Origin of the sequence: Aquibaculum sediminis (genome assembly GCF_040712085.1) — a bacterium.
Taxonomy (GTDB): Bacteria; Pseudomonadota; Alphaproteobacteria; order Kiloniellales; family DSM-21159; genus Aquibaculum; species Aquibaculum sediminis.
In genome coordinates this window covers 1-14,588 of the sequence record NZ_JBFCVK010000010.1, presented here as the reverse complement: position 1 = coordinate 14,588, position 14,588 = coordinate 1, and the positions used below count along the sequence as shown (strand labels likewise).

At 67.2% G+C, this 14,588-nt stretch carries 13 protein-coding genes; 12 read left to right on the top strand and 1 reads right to left on the bottom strand.

What is annotated here, in order from left to right; all coding sequences use genetic code 11:
• Nucleotides 1-33 precede the first annotated feature (33 nt).
• The 9 genes from rimP (at nt 34) to ABZ720_RS14955 (ending at nt 10,405) form a co-directional block, all read left to right on the top strand.
• A complete protein-coding gene (gene rimP / locus ABZ720_RS14995; protein WP_366556342.1) occupies nt 34-603 on the top strand; it encodes a ribosome maturation factor RimP in 570 nt (189 codons plus the stop codon).
• 27 nt (nt 604-630) lie between these two features.
• Nucleotides 631-2,190, top strand: a complete 1,560-nt coding sequence (gene nusA / locus ABZ720_RS14990) for a transcription termination factor NusA (protein ID WP_366556341.1) — start codon at nt 631-633, stop codon at nt 2,188-2,190.
• A complete protein-coding gene (locus ABZ720_RS14985; protein ID WP_366556340.1) occupies nt 2,187-2,924 on the top strand; it encodes an RNA-binding protein in 738 nt (245 codons plus the stop codon). The genes nusA and ABZ720_RS14985 overlap by 4 nt, the downstream gene beginning before the upstream one ends.
• Before the next feature lie 14 nt (nt 2,925-2,938).
• Complete coding sequence (gene infB, locus ABZ720_RS14980) at nt 2,939-5,491, top strand: translation initiation factor IF-2 (RefSeq protein ID WP_366556339.1); 2,553 nt, start codon at nt 2,939-2,941, stop codon at nt 5,489-5,491.
• Between the two features lie 45 nt (nt 5,492-5,536).
• The gene (gene rbfA, locus ABZ720_RS14975) at nt 5,537-5,998 is read left to right on the top strand and encodes a 30S ribosome-binding factor RbfA (protein ID WP_366556338.1); all 462 of its coding nucleotides are present in this window, start codon (nt 5,537-5,539) and stop codon (nt 5,996-5,998) included.
• A complete protein-coding gene (gene truB, locus ABZ720_RS14970) occupies nt 5,982-6,908 on the top strand; it encodes a tRNA pseudouridine(55) synthase TruB (protein WP_366556337.1) in 927 nt (308 codons plus the stop codon). Before rbfA ends, truB begins: the two co-directional genes overlap by 17 nt.
• Before the next feature lie 18 nt (nt 6,909-6,926).
• A complete protein-coding gene (gene rpsO, locus ABZ720_RS14965; RefSeq protein ID WP_275821409.1) occupies nt 6,927-7,196 on the top strand; it encodes a 30S ribosomal protein S15 in 270 nt (89 codons plus the stop codon).
• 236 nt (nt 7,197-7,432) lie between these two features.
• On the top strand, nt 7,433-9,556 hold the full coding sequence (gene pnp, locus ABZ720_RS14960) for a polyribonucleotide nucleotidyltransferase (RefSeq protein ID WP_366556336.1): 2,124 nt from the start codon (nt 7,433-7,435) through the stop codon (nt 9,554-9,556).
• Nucleotides 9,557-9,649: 93 nt separating this feature from the next.
• Entirely contained in the window at nt 9,650-10,405 is a 756-nt protein-coding gene (locus ABZ720_RS14955) for a glycerophosphodiester phosphodiesterase family protein (protein WP_366556335.1), read from the top strand.
• A 17-nt stretch (nt 10,406-10,422) separates the two neighbouring features.
• On the opposite strand, the gene ABZ720_RS14950 is transcribed toward ABZ720_RS14955, so the two are convergent.
• A complete protein-coding gene (locus ABZ720_RS14950; RefSeq protein WP_366556334.1) occupies nt 10,423-11,400 on the bottom strand; it encodes a radical SAM protein in 978 nt (325 codons plus the stop codon).
• A gap of 158 nt (nt 11,401-11,558) precedes the next feature.
• On the opposite strand from ABZ720_RS14950, the gene ABZ720_RS14945 reads away from it, so the two are divergent.
• The 3 genes from ABZ720_RS14945 to ABZ720_RS14935 are packed head-to-tail and all read left to right on the top strand — an operon-like array spanning nt 11,559 to nt 14,408.
• On the top strand, nt 11,559-12,236 hold the full coding sequence (locus ABZ720_RS14945) for a GntR family transcriptional regulator (RefSeq protein ID WP_366556333.1): 678 nt from the start codon (nt 11,559-11,561) through the stop codon (nt 12,234-12,236).
• Between the two features lie 55 nt (nt 12,237-12,291).
• Entirely contained in the window at nt 12,292-13,086 is a 795-nt protein-coding gene (locus ABZ720_RS14940) for a phytanoyl-CoA dioxygenase family protein (protein ID WP_366556332.1), read from the top strand.
• On the top strand, nt 13,083-14,408 hold the full coding sequence (locus ABZ720_RS14935; RefSeq protein WP_366556331.1) for an NAD(P)H-dependent oxidoreductase: 1,326 nt from the start codon (nt 13,083-13,085) through the stop codon (nt 14,406-14,408). Before ABZ720_RS14940 ends, ABZ720_RS14935 begins: the two co-directional genes overlap by 4 nt.
• The last annotated feature ends 180 nt before the right edge of the window (nt 14,409-14,588 follow it).

The window sequence follows — 14,588 nt, the reverse complement described above, 5'->3', positions numbered from 1 at the left end:
TCACAAAGCCTTGGGCGGGAGTTTACGGACGAAGTGCAAGATCCGCGTGAGAGCGTCGAAGGGCGGTCGGCAGAGCCGGCGCGCACCAGTGAAGGGAAGGCGGCAGAGGTCGAGCGCCTGATTGCCCCGACCGTTGCCGATCTGGGATTCGAGATTGTGCGCGTTCAGCTCACCGGTGACGGCGGTCGCCAGACCCTGCAGATCATGGCCGAACGGCCCGACGGCAGCATGGGGATCGAGGACTGCGCTGATCTGAGCAGCAGCGTCTCGGCCGTGCTCGACGTGGAGGACCCGATTTCGGGGACCTACAGCCTCGAGGTCTCCTCGCCGGGGCTCGATCGTCCTCTCACGCGCTTGAAGGACTATCGCAACTGGACCGGCTTCGAGGCCAAGATCGAACTGACGTCCCCACAGGAGGGGCGCAAGCGCTTTCGGGGCCTGCTCGGCGGGGTCGAGGGCGAAGAAATCCTGCTGCAAGAAAGCGAGAGCGAAGCGTTGCACCGCTTCCCCTTCTCGGCGATTGCGCGGGCGAAACTGGTGCTGACCGACGCGTTGATTGCCGCGACTGCGAAAAGCGACGACGCGCCGGAAACCGAAATTTAGACCTGACTCAATAGGTTGGAACGCGAGATGGAAGCGACCACACTTCAGCGGACGGAGCTGCTCCAGGTGGCGGACGCCGTAGCCCGGGAAAAGGGCATCGAGGCGGACGAAGTGCTGATGGCCATGGAACAGGCCATTCAGCGCGCAGGCCGGGCCAAGTACGGCCAGGAGCACGACATTCGCGCCGAGATCGACCGCCGCACCGGCGAGATCCGCCTGAAGCGCTGCCACACGGTGGTCGAGACGGTGGAGAACGAGTTCACCGAGCTGGACTTGGAGAACGCCCGTCTGCGCCAACCCGATGCCCAGATCGGTGACGTGCTCAGTGACGAGCTGCCGCCGATCGACCTGGGCCGCATCGCCGCCCAGACCGCCAAGCAGGTCATCGTGCAGAAGGTGCGCGAAGCCGAGCGCTCCCGCCAGTACGACGAGTTCAAGGATCGCGTGGGCGAGGTGGTCAACGGCCTGGTAAAGCGCAACGAGTTCGGCAACGTCACCGTCGACCTCGGTCGCGCCGAGGGTCTGCTGCGCCGCGACGAGACGCTGCCGCGCGAATCCTTCCGCACCGGCGATCGCGTGCGCGCCTACATTTCCGATGTCCGCCAGGAAACCCGCGGGCCGCAGATCTTCCTTTCGCGCTCCCATCCGCAGTTCATGGCCAAGCTCTTTGTCCAGGAAGTGCCGGAGATCTACGACGGCATCATCGAGATCAAGTCGGTGGCGCGTGATCCGGGCAGCCGGGCGAAGATCGCCGTGCTGAGCCACGACGGCTCCATCGACCCCGTCGGCGCCTGCGTGGGCATGCGCGGCAGCCGCGTACAGGCCGTGGTTGGCGAGCTGCAGGGCGAGAAGATCGACATCATTCCCTGGTCGCCGGACCCGGCCACCTTCGTGGTCAACGCCCTGGCGCCGGCCGAGGTGAGCAAGGTCGTGCTTGACGAAGAGCAGGGTCGCATCGAGGTGGTGGTGCCCGACGAGCAGCTGTCCCTGGCCATCGGGCGGCGCGGCCAGAACGTCCGCCTCGCCTCGCAGCTCACCGGCTGGGACATCGACATCCTCACCGAAGAGGAAGAGAGCCAGCGCCGGCAGGAGGAATTCCGCTCGCGCTCCCAGATGTTCATCGACGCCCTGGATGTGGACGACGTGATCGCCCATCTGTTGGTGGCCGAGGGCTTCACCTCCATCGACCAGGTGGCCTACCTCCCGCTGGAGGAGCTCACCGAGATCGAGGGCTTCGACGAGGATGTCGCGGGCGAGCTGCAGCAGCGTGCCCGCAACTTCCTGGAAGAAGAGGACCGCCGCCATGAGGAGAGCTGGCGCGGCGCCGGGGTCAGCGAAGAGGTCGCGGCTCTGGAAGGCCTCACCTCGGCCATGGTGGCACGCCTCGGCGAGAGCGACATCAAGACATTGGACGACGTGGGTGACCTGGCGGCCGACGAGCTGATCGAGCTCCTGGGCGACCTGGCCCCCAGCGAAGATGAGGCCAACAGCATCATCATGGCCGCGCGGGCCCACTGGTTTGAGGACACGCCGGCTGAGGAACAAGGCGAAACAGCCCAAGGCGAGGAGCAGACATCCCAGGCATGATGGCGGAGCAGGAATCGGCAGTGATCGGGGCGCAGTACGCGCCACCCGATGGACCACCACCGGCACCGGAGGCTGAAGAGCCTGTGGCGACGGGGCAGGCGCCGATTCGACGTTGCCTTGCCAGCGGCGAGCGTCTGCCGCAAGATTGCCTCCTGCGGTTCGTCGTGGGACCGGACGGCACCCTGGTGCCGGACCTGGCCGGACGCCTACCGGGACGCGGCCTGTGGATCCGGCCCGACAAGGGGCTGCTGGAACGCGCCGTGGCGCGCAAGCTCTTTGCCCGGTCGGCCCGCATGCCGGTCATCGTTCCGGAGGATTTGATCGACCGGCTTGGTGGCGCGCTGCGCCGCCGCTGCCGGGACAGTCTGGGGCTGGCGCGCCGCGCCGGTCTGGTTGCCGCCGGGCACGACAAGGCCCGTGGGCCGCTGGAACGCGGCGTGGCAGCGCTGTTGCTCCAGGCTTCGGACGGCTCGCTGCCGCAGCGAGCCAAACTGGCCAACCTGGGGCGCGGGCGTTGCCCGGGCCTTGAGGTGATTGAGATTCTGACCGCCGAAGAGCTGGGCGATGCCCTGGGCCGCGGGCCCACGGTGCACGTGGCCCTGCTGCCCGGTGGACTTGCCGAGCGTGTGCGCGTGGATTGCGCCCGCTTGGCAACCTACGACGCCGTCCGGCACGACGCCGGGAGCCCTGCCACCGGCCACCGGCCAGGCAAGAGCCGCGACGCCAACGATTGAGCGCTTGGGAAAAGATGACGACCACCGACGAAAAGACCGACGCGAAGAAGCTGACCCTGAATCGGCCCAAGAAGCTCGAACTGAAGAAGACAGTCGAGACCGGGCAGGTACGGCAGAGCTTCAGCCATGGCCGCAGCAAGACCGTACAGGTCGAGGTGCGACGCAAACGGGTGTACCGCCCCGGCGAGACCGCCGAGCAGGCACCTGCGGCTGAGCGCCCCGAATTCCATGGCGACGACGGCCTGACTCGCGCCGAGCGCGAGGCGCGCATGCGTGCCATCGAACAGGCGCGTGAGGACGAGGCACGCCGCAAGGCGGAGGCGGAAGTCCGGCGTCAGGCTGAAGAGGAAGCCCGCCGCAAGGCCGAGGAAGAGGCCAAGCAGCAGGCCGAGGAAGAGGCGCAGCGCGCCGCCGAAGAGGCGGCCCGCCGCAAAGACGAGCCGGACAGCGTTGCGCCGGCCCAAGCGGCCGAGCCCGAAGCACCTCAGCCGGAGGCCGCACCCGCGCCACAGCCTGCCGAACAGCCGGCGGAGCCGGTTGCAAAGGCGAAGGTCGAGCGCGCCCCGGCACGTCCGGCAGAAGAGGAAGAATCTGGCCGTGGCGGACGCAAGAAGACGGCCGTCAAGGCACCTGCGCCTGCGCGCACCAAGGGTGAGCCGAAGCGACGCCAGGGCAAGCTGACCATCACCCGCGCCCTGGACGACGGCGAGCAGGAGACGCGCCAGCGCTCCCTGGCCGCGGTGCGCAGGCAACGTGAACGTGAAAAGCAGCGCGCCCGTGAGCGCCTGCAGCAAGGCCAGAAAATCGTGCGTGACGTGACCATTCCCGAGGCCATCACCGTCCAGGAGCTGGCCAATCGCATGGCCGAGCGCGGCGGCGAGGTGGTCAAGGCCCTGATGAAGATGGGCGTGATGGCCACCATCACCCAGAGCATCGATGCCGACACCGCCGAGCTGGTGGTGGAGGAGTTCGGCCACCGTGCCCATCGGGTTTCCGACGAGGACGTCGAGGTCGGCCTCAAGCGCGACGACGAAGACGACACCAACCTGCTGTCGCGCCCACCGGTCATCACCGTCATGGGCCACGTCGACCACGGCAAGACCTCGCTGCTGGACGCGCTGCGCAAGAGCGACGTCGCCGGCGGCGAAGCAGGCGGTATCACCCAGCACATCGGCGCCTATCAGGTGGTGATCGAAGGCGGGCAGCGTCTGACCTTCATCGACACGCCGGGCCACGCCGCCTTCACCGACATGCGTGCGCGTGGCGCCACGGTGACCGACGTGGTCATCCTGGTGGTCGCGGCCGACGACGGCATCATGGCCCAGACGGTCGAGGCCATCAGCCACGCCAAGGCGGCCGGGGTGCCCATCGTGGTGGCGATCAACAAGATCGACAAGCCGGGCGCCGACCCCAACCGGGTCATGACCGAACTGCTGCAGCATAATCTCGTGCCCGAAAGCATGGGCGGCGACATCATCTGCGTACCGGTCTCTGCGCTGTCCCGCGAGGGTCTGCCCGACCTGATCGAATCCATCCTGTTGCAGGCTGAGCTGCTCGACCTCAAGGCGAACCCCGGCCGTCCGGCCGAGGGCACCGTCATCGAGGCGCGCCTGGAACAGGGCCGCGGCTCAGTGGCCACGGTTCTGGTGCAGCGCGGCACCCTGCGCGTCGGCGACATCTTCGTGGCCGGCAGCGAATCGGGCCGCGTGCGTGCTCTGATCAACGACCGCGGCGAGCGGGTCGAGGAAGCCGGTCCTTCGGTGCCGGTGGAGGTGCTGGGCCTCACGGGCACGCCGGACGCCGGCGAGGACTTCGTGGTGGTCGAGGACGACTCCCGGGCCCGTGAGGTTGCCGCCTTCCGTGCCGAGCGGAAGAAGCGGGCGCAACAGGCCGCCACGGCCAAGGGGCGCGGCTCGCTGGAGCAGATGCTCAGCCGGATCAAGGAAGGCGAGGCTGCCAACCTGCCGCTGGTCATCAAGTCCGACGTGCATGGTTCGCTCGAGGCCATCCTGAGCTCGCTGGACAAGCTTTCCACCGAGGAAGTGCGGGCCCACGTGCTGCACTCCGGTGTGGGTGGCATCAACGAGTCCGACGTCACCCTGGCGCGGGCCACCGGTGCGCTGGTCATCGCCTTCAACGTGCGCGCCAACGCTCAGGCCCGCGAACTGGCCAGGCGCGATGGCGTGGAGATCCGCTACTACTCGATCATCTACAACGTGATCGACGACGTGAAGGCAGCCCTGTCGGGCATGCTGGAGCCGGAGCAGAACGAGAAGTTCCTGGGCTACGCGGAAATCCGCCAGACCTTCAATGTCACCAAGGTCGGCCGCGTTGCCGGCTGCATGGTGACCGAAGGCATGGTCAAGCGCGGCGCCAAGGTCCGCCTGCTGCGCGACGACGTGGTGATCCACGACGGCACCTTGAGAACGCTGCGGCGCTTCAAGGATGAGGTCCGGGAGGTTCAGCAAGGCTACGAATGCGGCATGGCCTTCGATAACTACCAGGACATCCAGGTCGGCGACCGCATCGAGTGCTACGAGATCCAGGAGGTCGCCCGCACGCTCTGATGCGTCCCGAATGGACGCCAGGGCGCGGCGGGGGTTCGCCCGCGCATGACTCGTTCCAAAGGCAAGGCACCCAGCCAGCGCCAGCTCCGGGTGGGAGAGTTGCTCCGCCATGAGCTGGCGCGGTTGATCAACGACGGCGTCGCGCACGATCCGGCGCTGCGTGCCGCAAGCATCACCGTCTCCGAAGTCCGGGTGAGCCCGGACATCAAGAACGCCACCGCTTTCGTGCTGCCGCTCGCGGGCCAGAACCGCGACGCGATTCTGCCGGCCCTGAAGCGGGCAGCGCCCTACTTCCGGCGGCGCTTGGCTGATGTGGTGGAGCTTCGCTACACCCCGCGCCTGGACTTCCGGCTCGACACCTCCTTCGACGAGGCAGAGCGGATCGACCGCCTGCTGGGCAGCGAGCGGGTGCGTCAGGATACCGAGGCCGCCGAAGACGCGCAGCCTGGGGGCCAATCGGTGGGTCGGTTGGGGGAACGGGAGGACGACGATGGCGCGTCGACGTAAGGGCCGCGACATCAACGGCTGGCTGGTGATCGACAAGCCATCGGGCATGACCTCGACCGACGTGGTCAACCGCGTGCGTCGCCTGCTCGATGCCCGCAAGGTCGGCCATGGCGGCACGCTCGATCCCCTGGCCACCGGCCTGTTGCCGCTGGCCTTTGGCGAGGCCACCAAGACGGTGGCCTGGGTCATGGAAGGCGACAAGATCTATCGCTTCACTGTGCGCTGGGGCGAGCGCACCGACAGCGACGATGCCGAGGGAGAGGTGGTCGAGCGCAGCCAGCTGCGCCCGAGCCGCGAGGCCATCGAGGCGGCGCTGCCGCGCTTCGTCGGCCTGATCGAACAGGTTCCACCGGCCTATTCCGCCATCAAGGTGGACGGGCAGCGCGCCTATGATCTGGCGCGCGACGGAGAGTCGGTCACGCTGAAGTCCCGCCCGGTGCGCATCGACCGTTTCGAACTGGTGGAGATGCCCGACGCCGATCATGCCGTCTTCGAGGTCGGCAGCGGCAAAGGCGCCTACATGCGTAGCCTGGCACGCGATCTGGGCGATGCCCTGGGGTGCCGGGGCCACATCGCGCAACTTCGGCGCCTGGCCGTCGGGCCTTTCACCGAAGACGACGCAATTTCACTGGACAGCCTGGAGCAGGGCGAGCATTGTGCCGCCGCCGTGGAGCAGGTGCTCCCGGTCGAGACCGCGCTGGACGACATCCCGGCGTTGGCCTTGACGGAACCCGAGGCGGGGCGGATGCGCAGCGGGCAGGCGATTTCCCTGCTGTCGCGATCGCAAGCCGAAAGAGTCCGAGACCTTGAACCGGGCGACACCGTTTGCGCCATGTCCGGCGGCAAGCTGGTGGCCATTGCCCGTTTCGAGGCTGGAGAACTCCGCCCGGTCCGAGTGCTCAACCTTTGACACGAAAGGGCATCATCGATGTCGATTACTGCCGAGCGCAAGCAGGAGCTCATCACCGAGTACGCGACCAAGCCGAACGACACCGGCTCCCCGGAAGTTCAGGTCGCCATTCTTTCCGAGCGCATCTCCAATCTGACCGGACACCTCAAGGACCATGGCAAGGATTTCCATTCCCGCCGCGGCCTGCTGGTGATGGTCGGACAGCGGCGACGTCTGCTCGACTACCTCAAGGCGAAGGATCGGAGCCGCTACGACAGCTTGATCCAGCGCCTGGGCCTGCGCCGTTAAGGCGCCGAGCCACCAGGATGACGCAATGCCGGCCCGCGAACGCCATGCGCTCGGGGCCGGCGCGTCTCTATCATACCCCTTTTTTCGCAGCAGCGCGGGCGGCCGGCCGGCACGCTCGCTGTCTGCGTGACCGGGCCGTCGTAAGCGGCGTCGCCGCGGCCATGAGCCGTTGCGGCGCCTTTTGCGCGGGTCCGGTACGCTTGTTCAGCCGGCCGTGAGTCAAGGAACGACCTTCCATGTTCAATATCCATCGCAAGGAAGTCGACTGGGGCGGGCGTAAGCTCGTTCTGGAGACAGGGCGTATCGCCCGCCAGGCCGACGGTGCCGTGCTCGCCACCTATGGCGAGACCGTGGTGCTCTGCACCGCCGTGGGCGCGAAGCAGCCCAAGCCGGGCCTCGATTTCTTCCCGCTGACGGTCAACTACCAGGAGAAGACCTTTGCCGTGGGCAAGATCCCCGGCGGCTTCTTCAAGCGCGAGGGGCGCCCGAGCGAAAAGGAAACGCTGACCGCGCGCCTGATCGACCGGCCGATCCGCCCGCTGTTCCACAAGGGCTTCCGCAACGAGACCCAGGTCATCTGCACCGTGCTGAGTCACGACCTGGAGAACGACCCGGACGTGGTCGCCATGATCGGTGCCTCGGCCGCCCTCACCCTGTCCGGCATGCCCTTCATGGGCCCGATCGCGGCCGCGCGCGTCGGCTGGATCGACGGCAAGTACGTGCTCAACCCGGCACTCGATGAAATGCCGCTGTCGCAGCTCGACCTTATCGTCGCCGGCACCAACGACGGCGTGCTCATGGTCGAATCGGAAGCCCAGGAGCTCTCCGAAGAGATCATGCTGGGCGCAGTGAACTTCGGCCACGAGCAGATGCAGCCGGTGATCGAAGCGATCATCGATCTGGCCGAACTGGCCGCCAAGGATCCCTGGGCCGTGGCCGAGGAGCCCGCTGCCAAGGCCGTGGTCTACGAAAGCGTGAAGAGCCAGTTCGGCGATGCGCTGACCGCCGCCTACGGCAATGCCGACAAGGTGGAGCGTCAGGCAGCCATTGCCGCGGTCAAGGCCGATGCACTGGCCTCCCTCGGCGAAGAGGAGGACAAGCTCGCGGTCTTCTCCGGCGTCTTCAAGGCCCTGGAAAGCGACGTGGTGCGCGGCCAGATCCTGGCCGGCAAGCCCCGTATCGACGGGCGCGACACCAAGACCGTGCGCCCCATCGTCTGCGAGACCGGCGTGCTGCCGCGCGCGCACGGCTCGGCGCTCTTCACCCGCGGCGAGACCCAGGCCCTGGTGACCACGACGCTGGGCACCGGTCAGGACGAGCAGTTCGTGGACGCGCTGGAGGGCGAGTTCCGCCAGCACTTCATGCTGCACTACAACTTCCCGCCCTACTCCGTCGGTGAGGCCGGCCGTGTGGGCTCGCCGGGCCGGCGCGAGATCGGCCATGGCAAGCTGGCCTGGCGCGCCATCCGACCGCTGCTGCCGAAGAAGGAGGACTTCCCCTACACCATTCGCGTGGTGTCGGAGATCACCGAGTCCAACGGTTCCTCCTCCATGGCGACGGTCTGCGGCACTTCGCTGTCGATGATGGACGCCGGCGTGCCGCTGCCGCGTTCGGTGGCGGGCATCGCGATGGGCCTGATCAAGGAAGGTGATGACTACGCCGTCATTTCCGACATCCTGGGCGACGAGGATCATCTGGGCGATATGGACTTCAAGGTGGCCGGCACGGACAGCGGCATCACCGCGCTGCAGATGGACATCAAGATCACCTCGATCACTCGGGAGATCATGGAAATCGCGCTGGAGCAGGCGAAGGGCGGTCGTACCCACATTCTGGGCGAGATGGCCAAGACCATGGGCGGGGCCCGCGAGGGCGTGGCCGCCAATGCGCCGCGCATCACCACCATCTCGATCTCCAAGGACAAGATCCGCGACGTGATCGGCACCGGCGGCAAGGTGATCCGCGAAATCTGCGAGACCACCGGCGCCAAGGTCGACATCGAGGACGACGGCACCATCAAGGTGGCCGCCGTGGACCAGTCGGCCATGCAGGCTGCCATCGACTGGATCGAGTCCATCGTTGCCGAGCCGGAAGTGGGCAAGATCTACAAGGGCAAGGTCGTGAAGGTGATGGACTTCGGCGCCTTCGTGAACTTCCTGGGGCCCCGTGACGGTCTGGTGCACATCAGCCAGCTGGCGCCGCAGCGCGTCGCATCCACCGCCGACGTGGTGAAGGAAGGCGAGGAGGTGCGGGTCAAGGTCATCGGCTTCGATGATCGCGGCAAGGTGAAGCTCTCCATGAGGGTCGTCGACCAGGAAACCGGCGCCGACCTGGAAGGTCAGAAGGACAGCGACGAGTAATCTCGTCGTCATGATTTGGTGATGAGATCGTCATAGGGCGGTGCCAGGCTTGGAGCGTGGCGCCGCCCTTTCTCTATTCATGGAGTGTTTGTGATGACCGCCCTGCTGTCCCTGCCGCCGGTGATCGCCCATCGCGGCGCCTCGGGCCATGCCCCCGAAAACAGTCTCGCCGCCCTGGACAAGGCCGCGGCGCTGGGGGCGACCTGGGTCGAGTTCGATGTGCGCCTCAGCGCCGACGGCGTGCCGGTCGTGCATCACGATCGCACCCTGGCGCGCACGGGCGGACGCCCGGAAGCGGTGGCAGCCCTGTCCTGGAGCGAGCTTGCACAGGTCGACATCGGCCGCACACTCAATCCTGCCTGGGCAAGAGAAAAACTGCCGAGCCTTGCACAGGTGGTCGAGCGCCTGGCTCAGTTGGGTCTCGGCGCCAATGTGGAACTCAAACCCCACCCGGGCCAGGCAGAGGAAACGGCGCGCATTGCGCTGGAGTGGATCGGCCGGCATTGGCCGGAGCACCTGCCCCAGCCCCTGATTTCCAGCTTCTCCACACCGGCCCTGGAAGCCGCGGCCCGCGTGGCACCCGACCTGCCGCGCGGCTACCTCGCCGAGCGCCTGCCCGAGAACTGGGCGGCCGAGGCGGCCCGGCTGGGCTGCGTCAGCGTGCATCTCGGCTGGGAAGAGCTGGACCTCACCGCGGCCGAGGCCGTGACGTCAGGGGGCTACCGCCTGGCGATCTGGACGGTGAACGACCCGGAGGTGGCCCTGCGCTGCCGTCGATGGGGTGCCGACAGCATCATCACCGACTACCCCGATCGGATCATCGCCGCCCTGAAGCACGAACAGGTCTGAGCTTAAGCCAAACGCTTTCAGCCAGCACTGCAGCTGGCGCCGCCCAGCACGCAAAAGCGCGCGCAGTGGGGGTGATTGAGCGCCACCGGGCCGGCGCTGTCGCGCAGCGTTTCGCCCAGATCGAAGCGGGCGTCGTAGGGCAGGAGTGTGCAGGGCACGACCACGGGGCGCGTTGCGCCCTTGCGCTTCACGACCATGCGGCTCTCGGCACACATCACCTCTTCCGGCCGGCGTCCGAGCAGCCCCCAGCAGGATTCGGTGATCTCCGGAATGTCGGCGCTTTCGTCCATCTCGGGAAAGATCACCAGGTCATGTGGGTCGTTGGCGTCGATGGGCAGATCGTGCTCGGCAAAGAAGCGCGCGAAGCCGGGCCGCAGCGCCGCGTCGCTTTCGCCGGAGAGCTGCCGGCTGGCGATGGTGACGTGAAAGCCGGCCTCGGCCAGCCAACGCAGACCGGCAATGGCCGGCGCCCAGCTGCGCGGGCCACGCTCCGCTTCATGCACGGCCGGGCCGTAGTGATCCAGCGACACCCTCAGCGTCAGCCGCTCCGCCCCCAGCTCGCGCAAGGCCAGCAGGGCCTCGGCCTGCTTCATCATCGGCCGCATCGCATTTGTCAGCAGCAGCACCCGGTGGCCACGCTCCAGGCAGGCGCGCAGTATGGCCGGCAGATCCGGGTTCATGAAGGGCTCGCCGCCGGTGATGCCGATCTCCTCCGTGCCGAGACCCTCGTGCTCGATTTCATTCAGATAGCCGACCACCTCTTCGGTGCTGAGATAGGCGAGGCGGTCGTTGCGCGGGCTGGACTCGATGTAGCAATTGGCGCAGGCCAGATTGCACAGCGTGCCGGTGTTGAGCCAAAGGGTGCGCAGGCCCGACAGAGCGACCTGGGCCCGCGGCTCGCCCGTGGCGGTGCGCCGCGGGTCGGCAAATTTTGCGATCGGCAAAGCCTCGGGGTCGATCCTGTCTGCTGCTGCCTTGTGCTCGAGTTTCGCCATTCGCCCGTCCTTCCCGGTTTGTCCTCATGATGAAGGTGCATACTGCCGGGCAGTGTCACAAGGGGAAGCGTGGTGGGCTGCCGGTCCGCTGCCATTCTTCTTGCCTGCTGTGCCGGAACTGCGCATACTGAATTCAGTATTCAAACGGGCACGCCACTGTGGAACCGCTTTCGCCGAAGCCGGCGCTGATCGAGCAGGTGTATGACCGACTGGTAGAGGCCATCGCGGATGGCACGCTCGCGCCGGAGGAAGCGGTCACCCAGGAGGCCTTGGCCGAACAGTTTGGCGTCTCGCGCCAGCCGGTTAGCCACGCGCTTGCCCTGCTGCGCCGCTGTGGCCTGCTGGTGGAGCGAGGCCGGCGGGGCCTGCAGGTGGCGCCCTTGGATCCCGATCACATTCGCGATCTCTATCAGGTGCGCACCGCCCTGGACGGCGCCGCAGCCGAACTGGCTGCCGACAGGATCACCCGGGCCGCCCCGGATGCCTGCGCCGAGGCACAGCAAACCGTCGAAGCCGGGCTGAGCGCGCTGCAAACCGCCGACCGTGCGGCCTTGATCGCTGCCGATGTGGCCTTCCACGACGCCCTCAACCGCCTGTCCGGCAACCCCGTCATCGTCGAGATCGCCGCGCTGCAATGGCCGCACTTTCGCCGCGCCATGGGCGCCGCCCTGAGAGACCCGGGCCTTGCGACCCGCTACTGGCAGGAGCACGAGGGGATCCTAGCGGCCGTACTTGCCGGCGATGGCAGCACCGCAAAGGACCGGGCCGAAGCCCATACGGCGCGGGCTGGCGCCGAGACTTGGCGTCGCCTGCGCGACGCGGCGAAGGCCGCCTGATTTCCATCATCCAAGCCGCCCGCAAGAAGCGGCCCAGCCACGGAGGAACGATCCCATGAAACTGAACCAGGAACAGCTCGAGGCCTTCGAGCGTGATGGCTATGTCTTCCTGCCCGAGTGCTTCTCGCGCGAGGAAACCAAGGTGCTGACGGACGAGTTGCCCGGCATCTTCGCCCAGCGGCGCGACGAGGTCTGGCGCGAGAAGGACGGCGAAGCCGTACGCACCGCCTTCGCCGCCCACACCTACAACGAGGCCTTCCGGCGGCTTGGTGCCCATCCGCGGCTGGTGGAACCGGTGCAGCAACTCCTGGATGGCCAAGTCTACATGCACCAGTTCAAGATCAACGCCAAGCGCGCCTTCGACGGCGACGTCTGGCAGTGGCATCAGGACTACGGCACCTGGGCCCGCGACGACCTCATGCCCGAGCCGCGGGCGATGAATATTGCGCTCTTCCTGGACGACGTCACCGAGTTCAACGGCCCGCTCATGTTCATCCCGCGCAGTCACAAGGCCGGCGTAATGGAGGCCGGACACGACCTGGAGAGCACCTCCTACCCGCTCTGGACCCTGGACAAGGCCACGGTCTCCCGTCTCGCAAAGGAGGGCGGCCTGGTGGCGCCCCGCGGTCCGGCCGGTTCGGTCTTGATGTTCAACTGCAATCTGGTGCATGCCAGTCCAGGCAACATCAGTCCCTATGATCGTACCATCGTCTATCTCTCGCTCTGCGAGGTGAACAATCACATCCGTCAGTTCAAGCGCAAGGAGTGGATCGCCCACCGCGACTTCACCCCCATCGAGGCGCTGAACGACGACTGTCTTATGGAACTGGCCCGGGAGAAGGCTGCATGAATCTTTACGCTCTGTTGCAACGCCGCATGGACGCCGGCAAGCCGATCCGGGTCACGGTGATCGGCGCCGGCAAGTTCGGCTCCATGTTTCTCGCCCAGGTGCCGCACACCCGCGGCCTGGAAGTGGCGGCGATCGCCGACCTTTCGCCGGATCGCGCCCGCATGGCGTGCGAAGCCGTAGGCTGGAGCAGCGAGCAGATCGCGGCGACCACCTTCACAGACGACGCCGGAGCTGCGGTCGGGCGCGATGACGTCGAGGTGGTCGTGGAGGCTACGGGCAATCCGGCCGCCGGCATCCGCCACGCCCGGTCCGCCATTGCGGCGGGCAAGCACATCGTCATGGTCAATGTCGAGGCAGACGTGCTGGCGGGTCCCCTGCTCGCCCAGGAAGCGTCTCAGGCCGGCGTGGTCTACTCCTTGGCCTATGGCGATCAACCGGCGCTGATCTGCGAGATGGTGGACTGGGCCCGCTCGGTCGGCATGAGCGTGGTGGCTGCGGGCAAGGGCACGAAGTACCTTCCAGCCTACCACGCCTCGACGCCCGAGACGGTCTGGGGTCACTACGGCCTCTCGGTTGAGGACGCGGCAGCCGGCGGTATGAACCCCCAGATGTTCAATTCCTTCATGGACGGCACCAAGTCGGGCATCGAGATGGCCGCCGTGGCCAATGCGACCGGGCTCGGCGTGCCTTCGGCGGGCCTGGCCTTCCCGGCCTGCGGCGTGGACGACCTGCCGCTGATCCTGCGACCGAGGCAGGAAGGTGGCGCGCTGGAGACGCCGGGCCAGGTGGAGGTGATCTCGTCGGTCGAGCGTGACGGACGCCCGGTTTTCCGCGATCTGCGCTGGGGGGTCTACGTGGTCTTCGAGGCGCCGGGATCCTATACCGCCCGCTGCTTCCGCGAATATGGTCTGGTGACTGACCCCAGCGGGACCCGCGCCGCCATGTACAAGCCCTATCATTTGATCGGGCTGGAACTGGGTGTCTCCGTGCTCTCCGCCGCCCTGCGCGGCGAGGCCACCGGCGCGCCCATCGGCTTCCACGGCGATGTGGTTGCCACGGCCAAGCGCGACCTTGCCGTGGGTGAGGAGCTGGACGGCGAAGGCGGTTTCCGGGTCTGGGGCAAGCTGATGCCGGCACAGGAGTCCCTGGGGCTGGGCGGCCTGCCCATTGGGCTGGCCCACGGCATCACGCTGACCCGTCCGGTCGCAGCCGGTCAGCCGGTCACCTGGGCCGACGTGGCTGTGCGCGAGGACGACGAGACCTACCGCACCCGCCGCGCCATGGAAGCGGCCTTCACGCCCAAGGCCCAGGCGGCACAGTAAGGCACGGAATGTGAGAGGGGGCCGCGCTTCGATACCGGGCACGGCCCCTTTCCTTTTGTCGAAGGGCGGTTCCACAGGAGCCTAGAGTATCCGTGTTGATCAAGAAGGAAAGTTGACCCATGGACGCTGATCTCTGAGGAGGGCGTTTGCGAGGATCACGAGCTTGCGCATGATGGCTGT

Bases quoted from the DNA above. Each gene is read 5' to 3' on its own strand.
- rbfA (WP_366556338.1), top strand. From the start codon at position 5,537: ATGACTCGTTCCAAAGGCAAGGCACCCAGCCAGCGCCAGCTCCGGGTG.
- nusA (WP_366556341.1), top strand. From the start codon at position 631: ATGGAAGCGACCACACTTCAGCGGACGGAGCTGCTCCAGGTGGCGGAC.
- truB (WP_366556337.1), top strand. From the start codon at position 5,982: ATGGCGCGTCGACGTAAGGGCCGCGACATCAACGGCTGGCTGGTGATC.
- ABZ720_RS14935 (WP_366556331.1), top strand. From the start codon at position 13,083: ATGAATCTTTACGCTCTGTTGCAACGCCGCATGGACGCCGGCAAGCCG.
- pnp (WP_366556336.1), top strand. From the start codon at position 7,433: ATGTTCAATATCCATCGCAAGGAAGTCGACTGGGGCGGGCGTAAGCTC.
- infB (WP_366556339.1), top strand. From the start codon at position 2,939: ATGACGACCACCGACGAAAAGACCGACGCGAAGAAGCTGACCCTGAAT.
- ABZ720_RS14955 (WP_366556335.1), top strand. From the start codon at position 9,650: ATGACCGCCCTGCTGTCCCTGCCGCCGGTGATCGCCCATCGCGGCGCC.
- ABZ720_RS14940 (WP_366556332.1), top strand. From the start codon at position 12,292: ATGAAACTGAACCAGGAACAGCTCGAGGCCTTCGAGCGTGATGGCTAT.
- ABZ720_RS14950 (WP_366556334.1), bottom strand. From the start codon at position 11,400: ATGGCGAAACTCGAGCACAAGGCAGCAGCAGACAGGATCGACCCCGAG.
- ABZ720_RS14985 (WP_366556340.1), top strand. From the start codon at position 2,187: ATGATGGCGGAGCAGGAATCGGCAGTGATCGGGGCGCAGTACGCGCCA.
- rpsO (WP_275821409.1), top strand. From the start codon at position 6,927: ATGTCGATTACTGCCGAGCGCAAGCAGGAGCTCATCACCGAGTACGCG.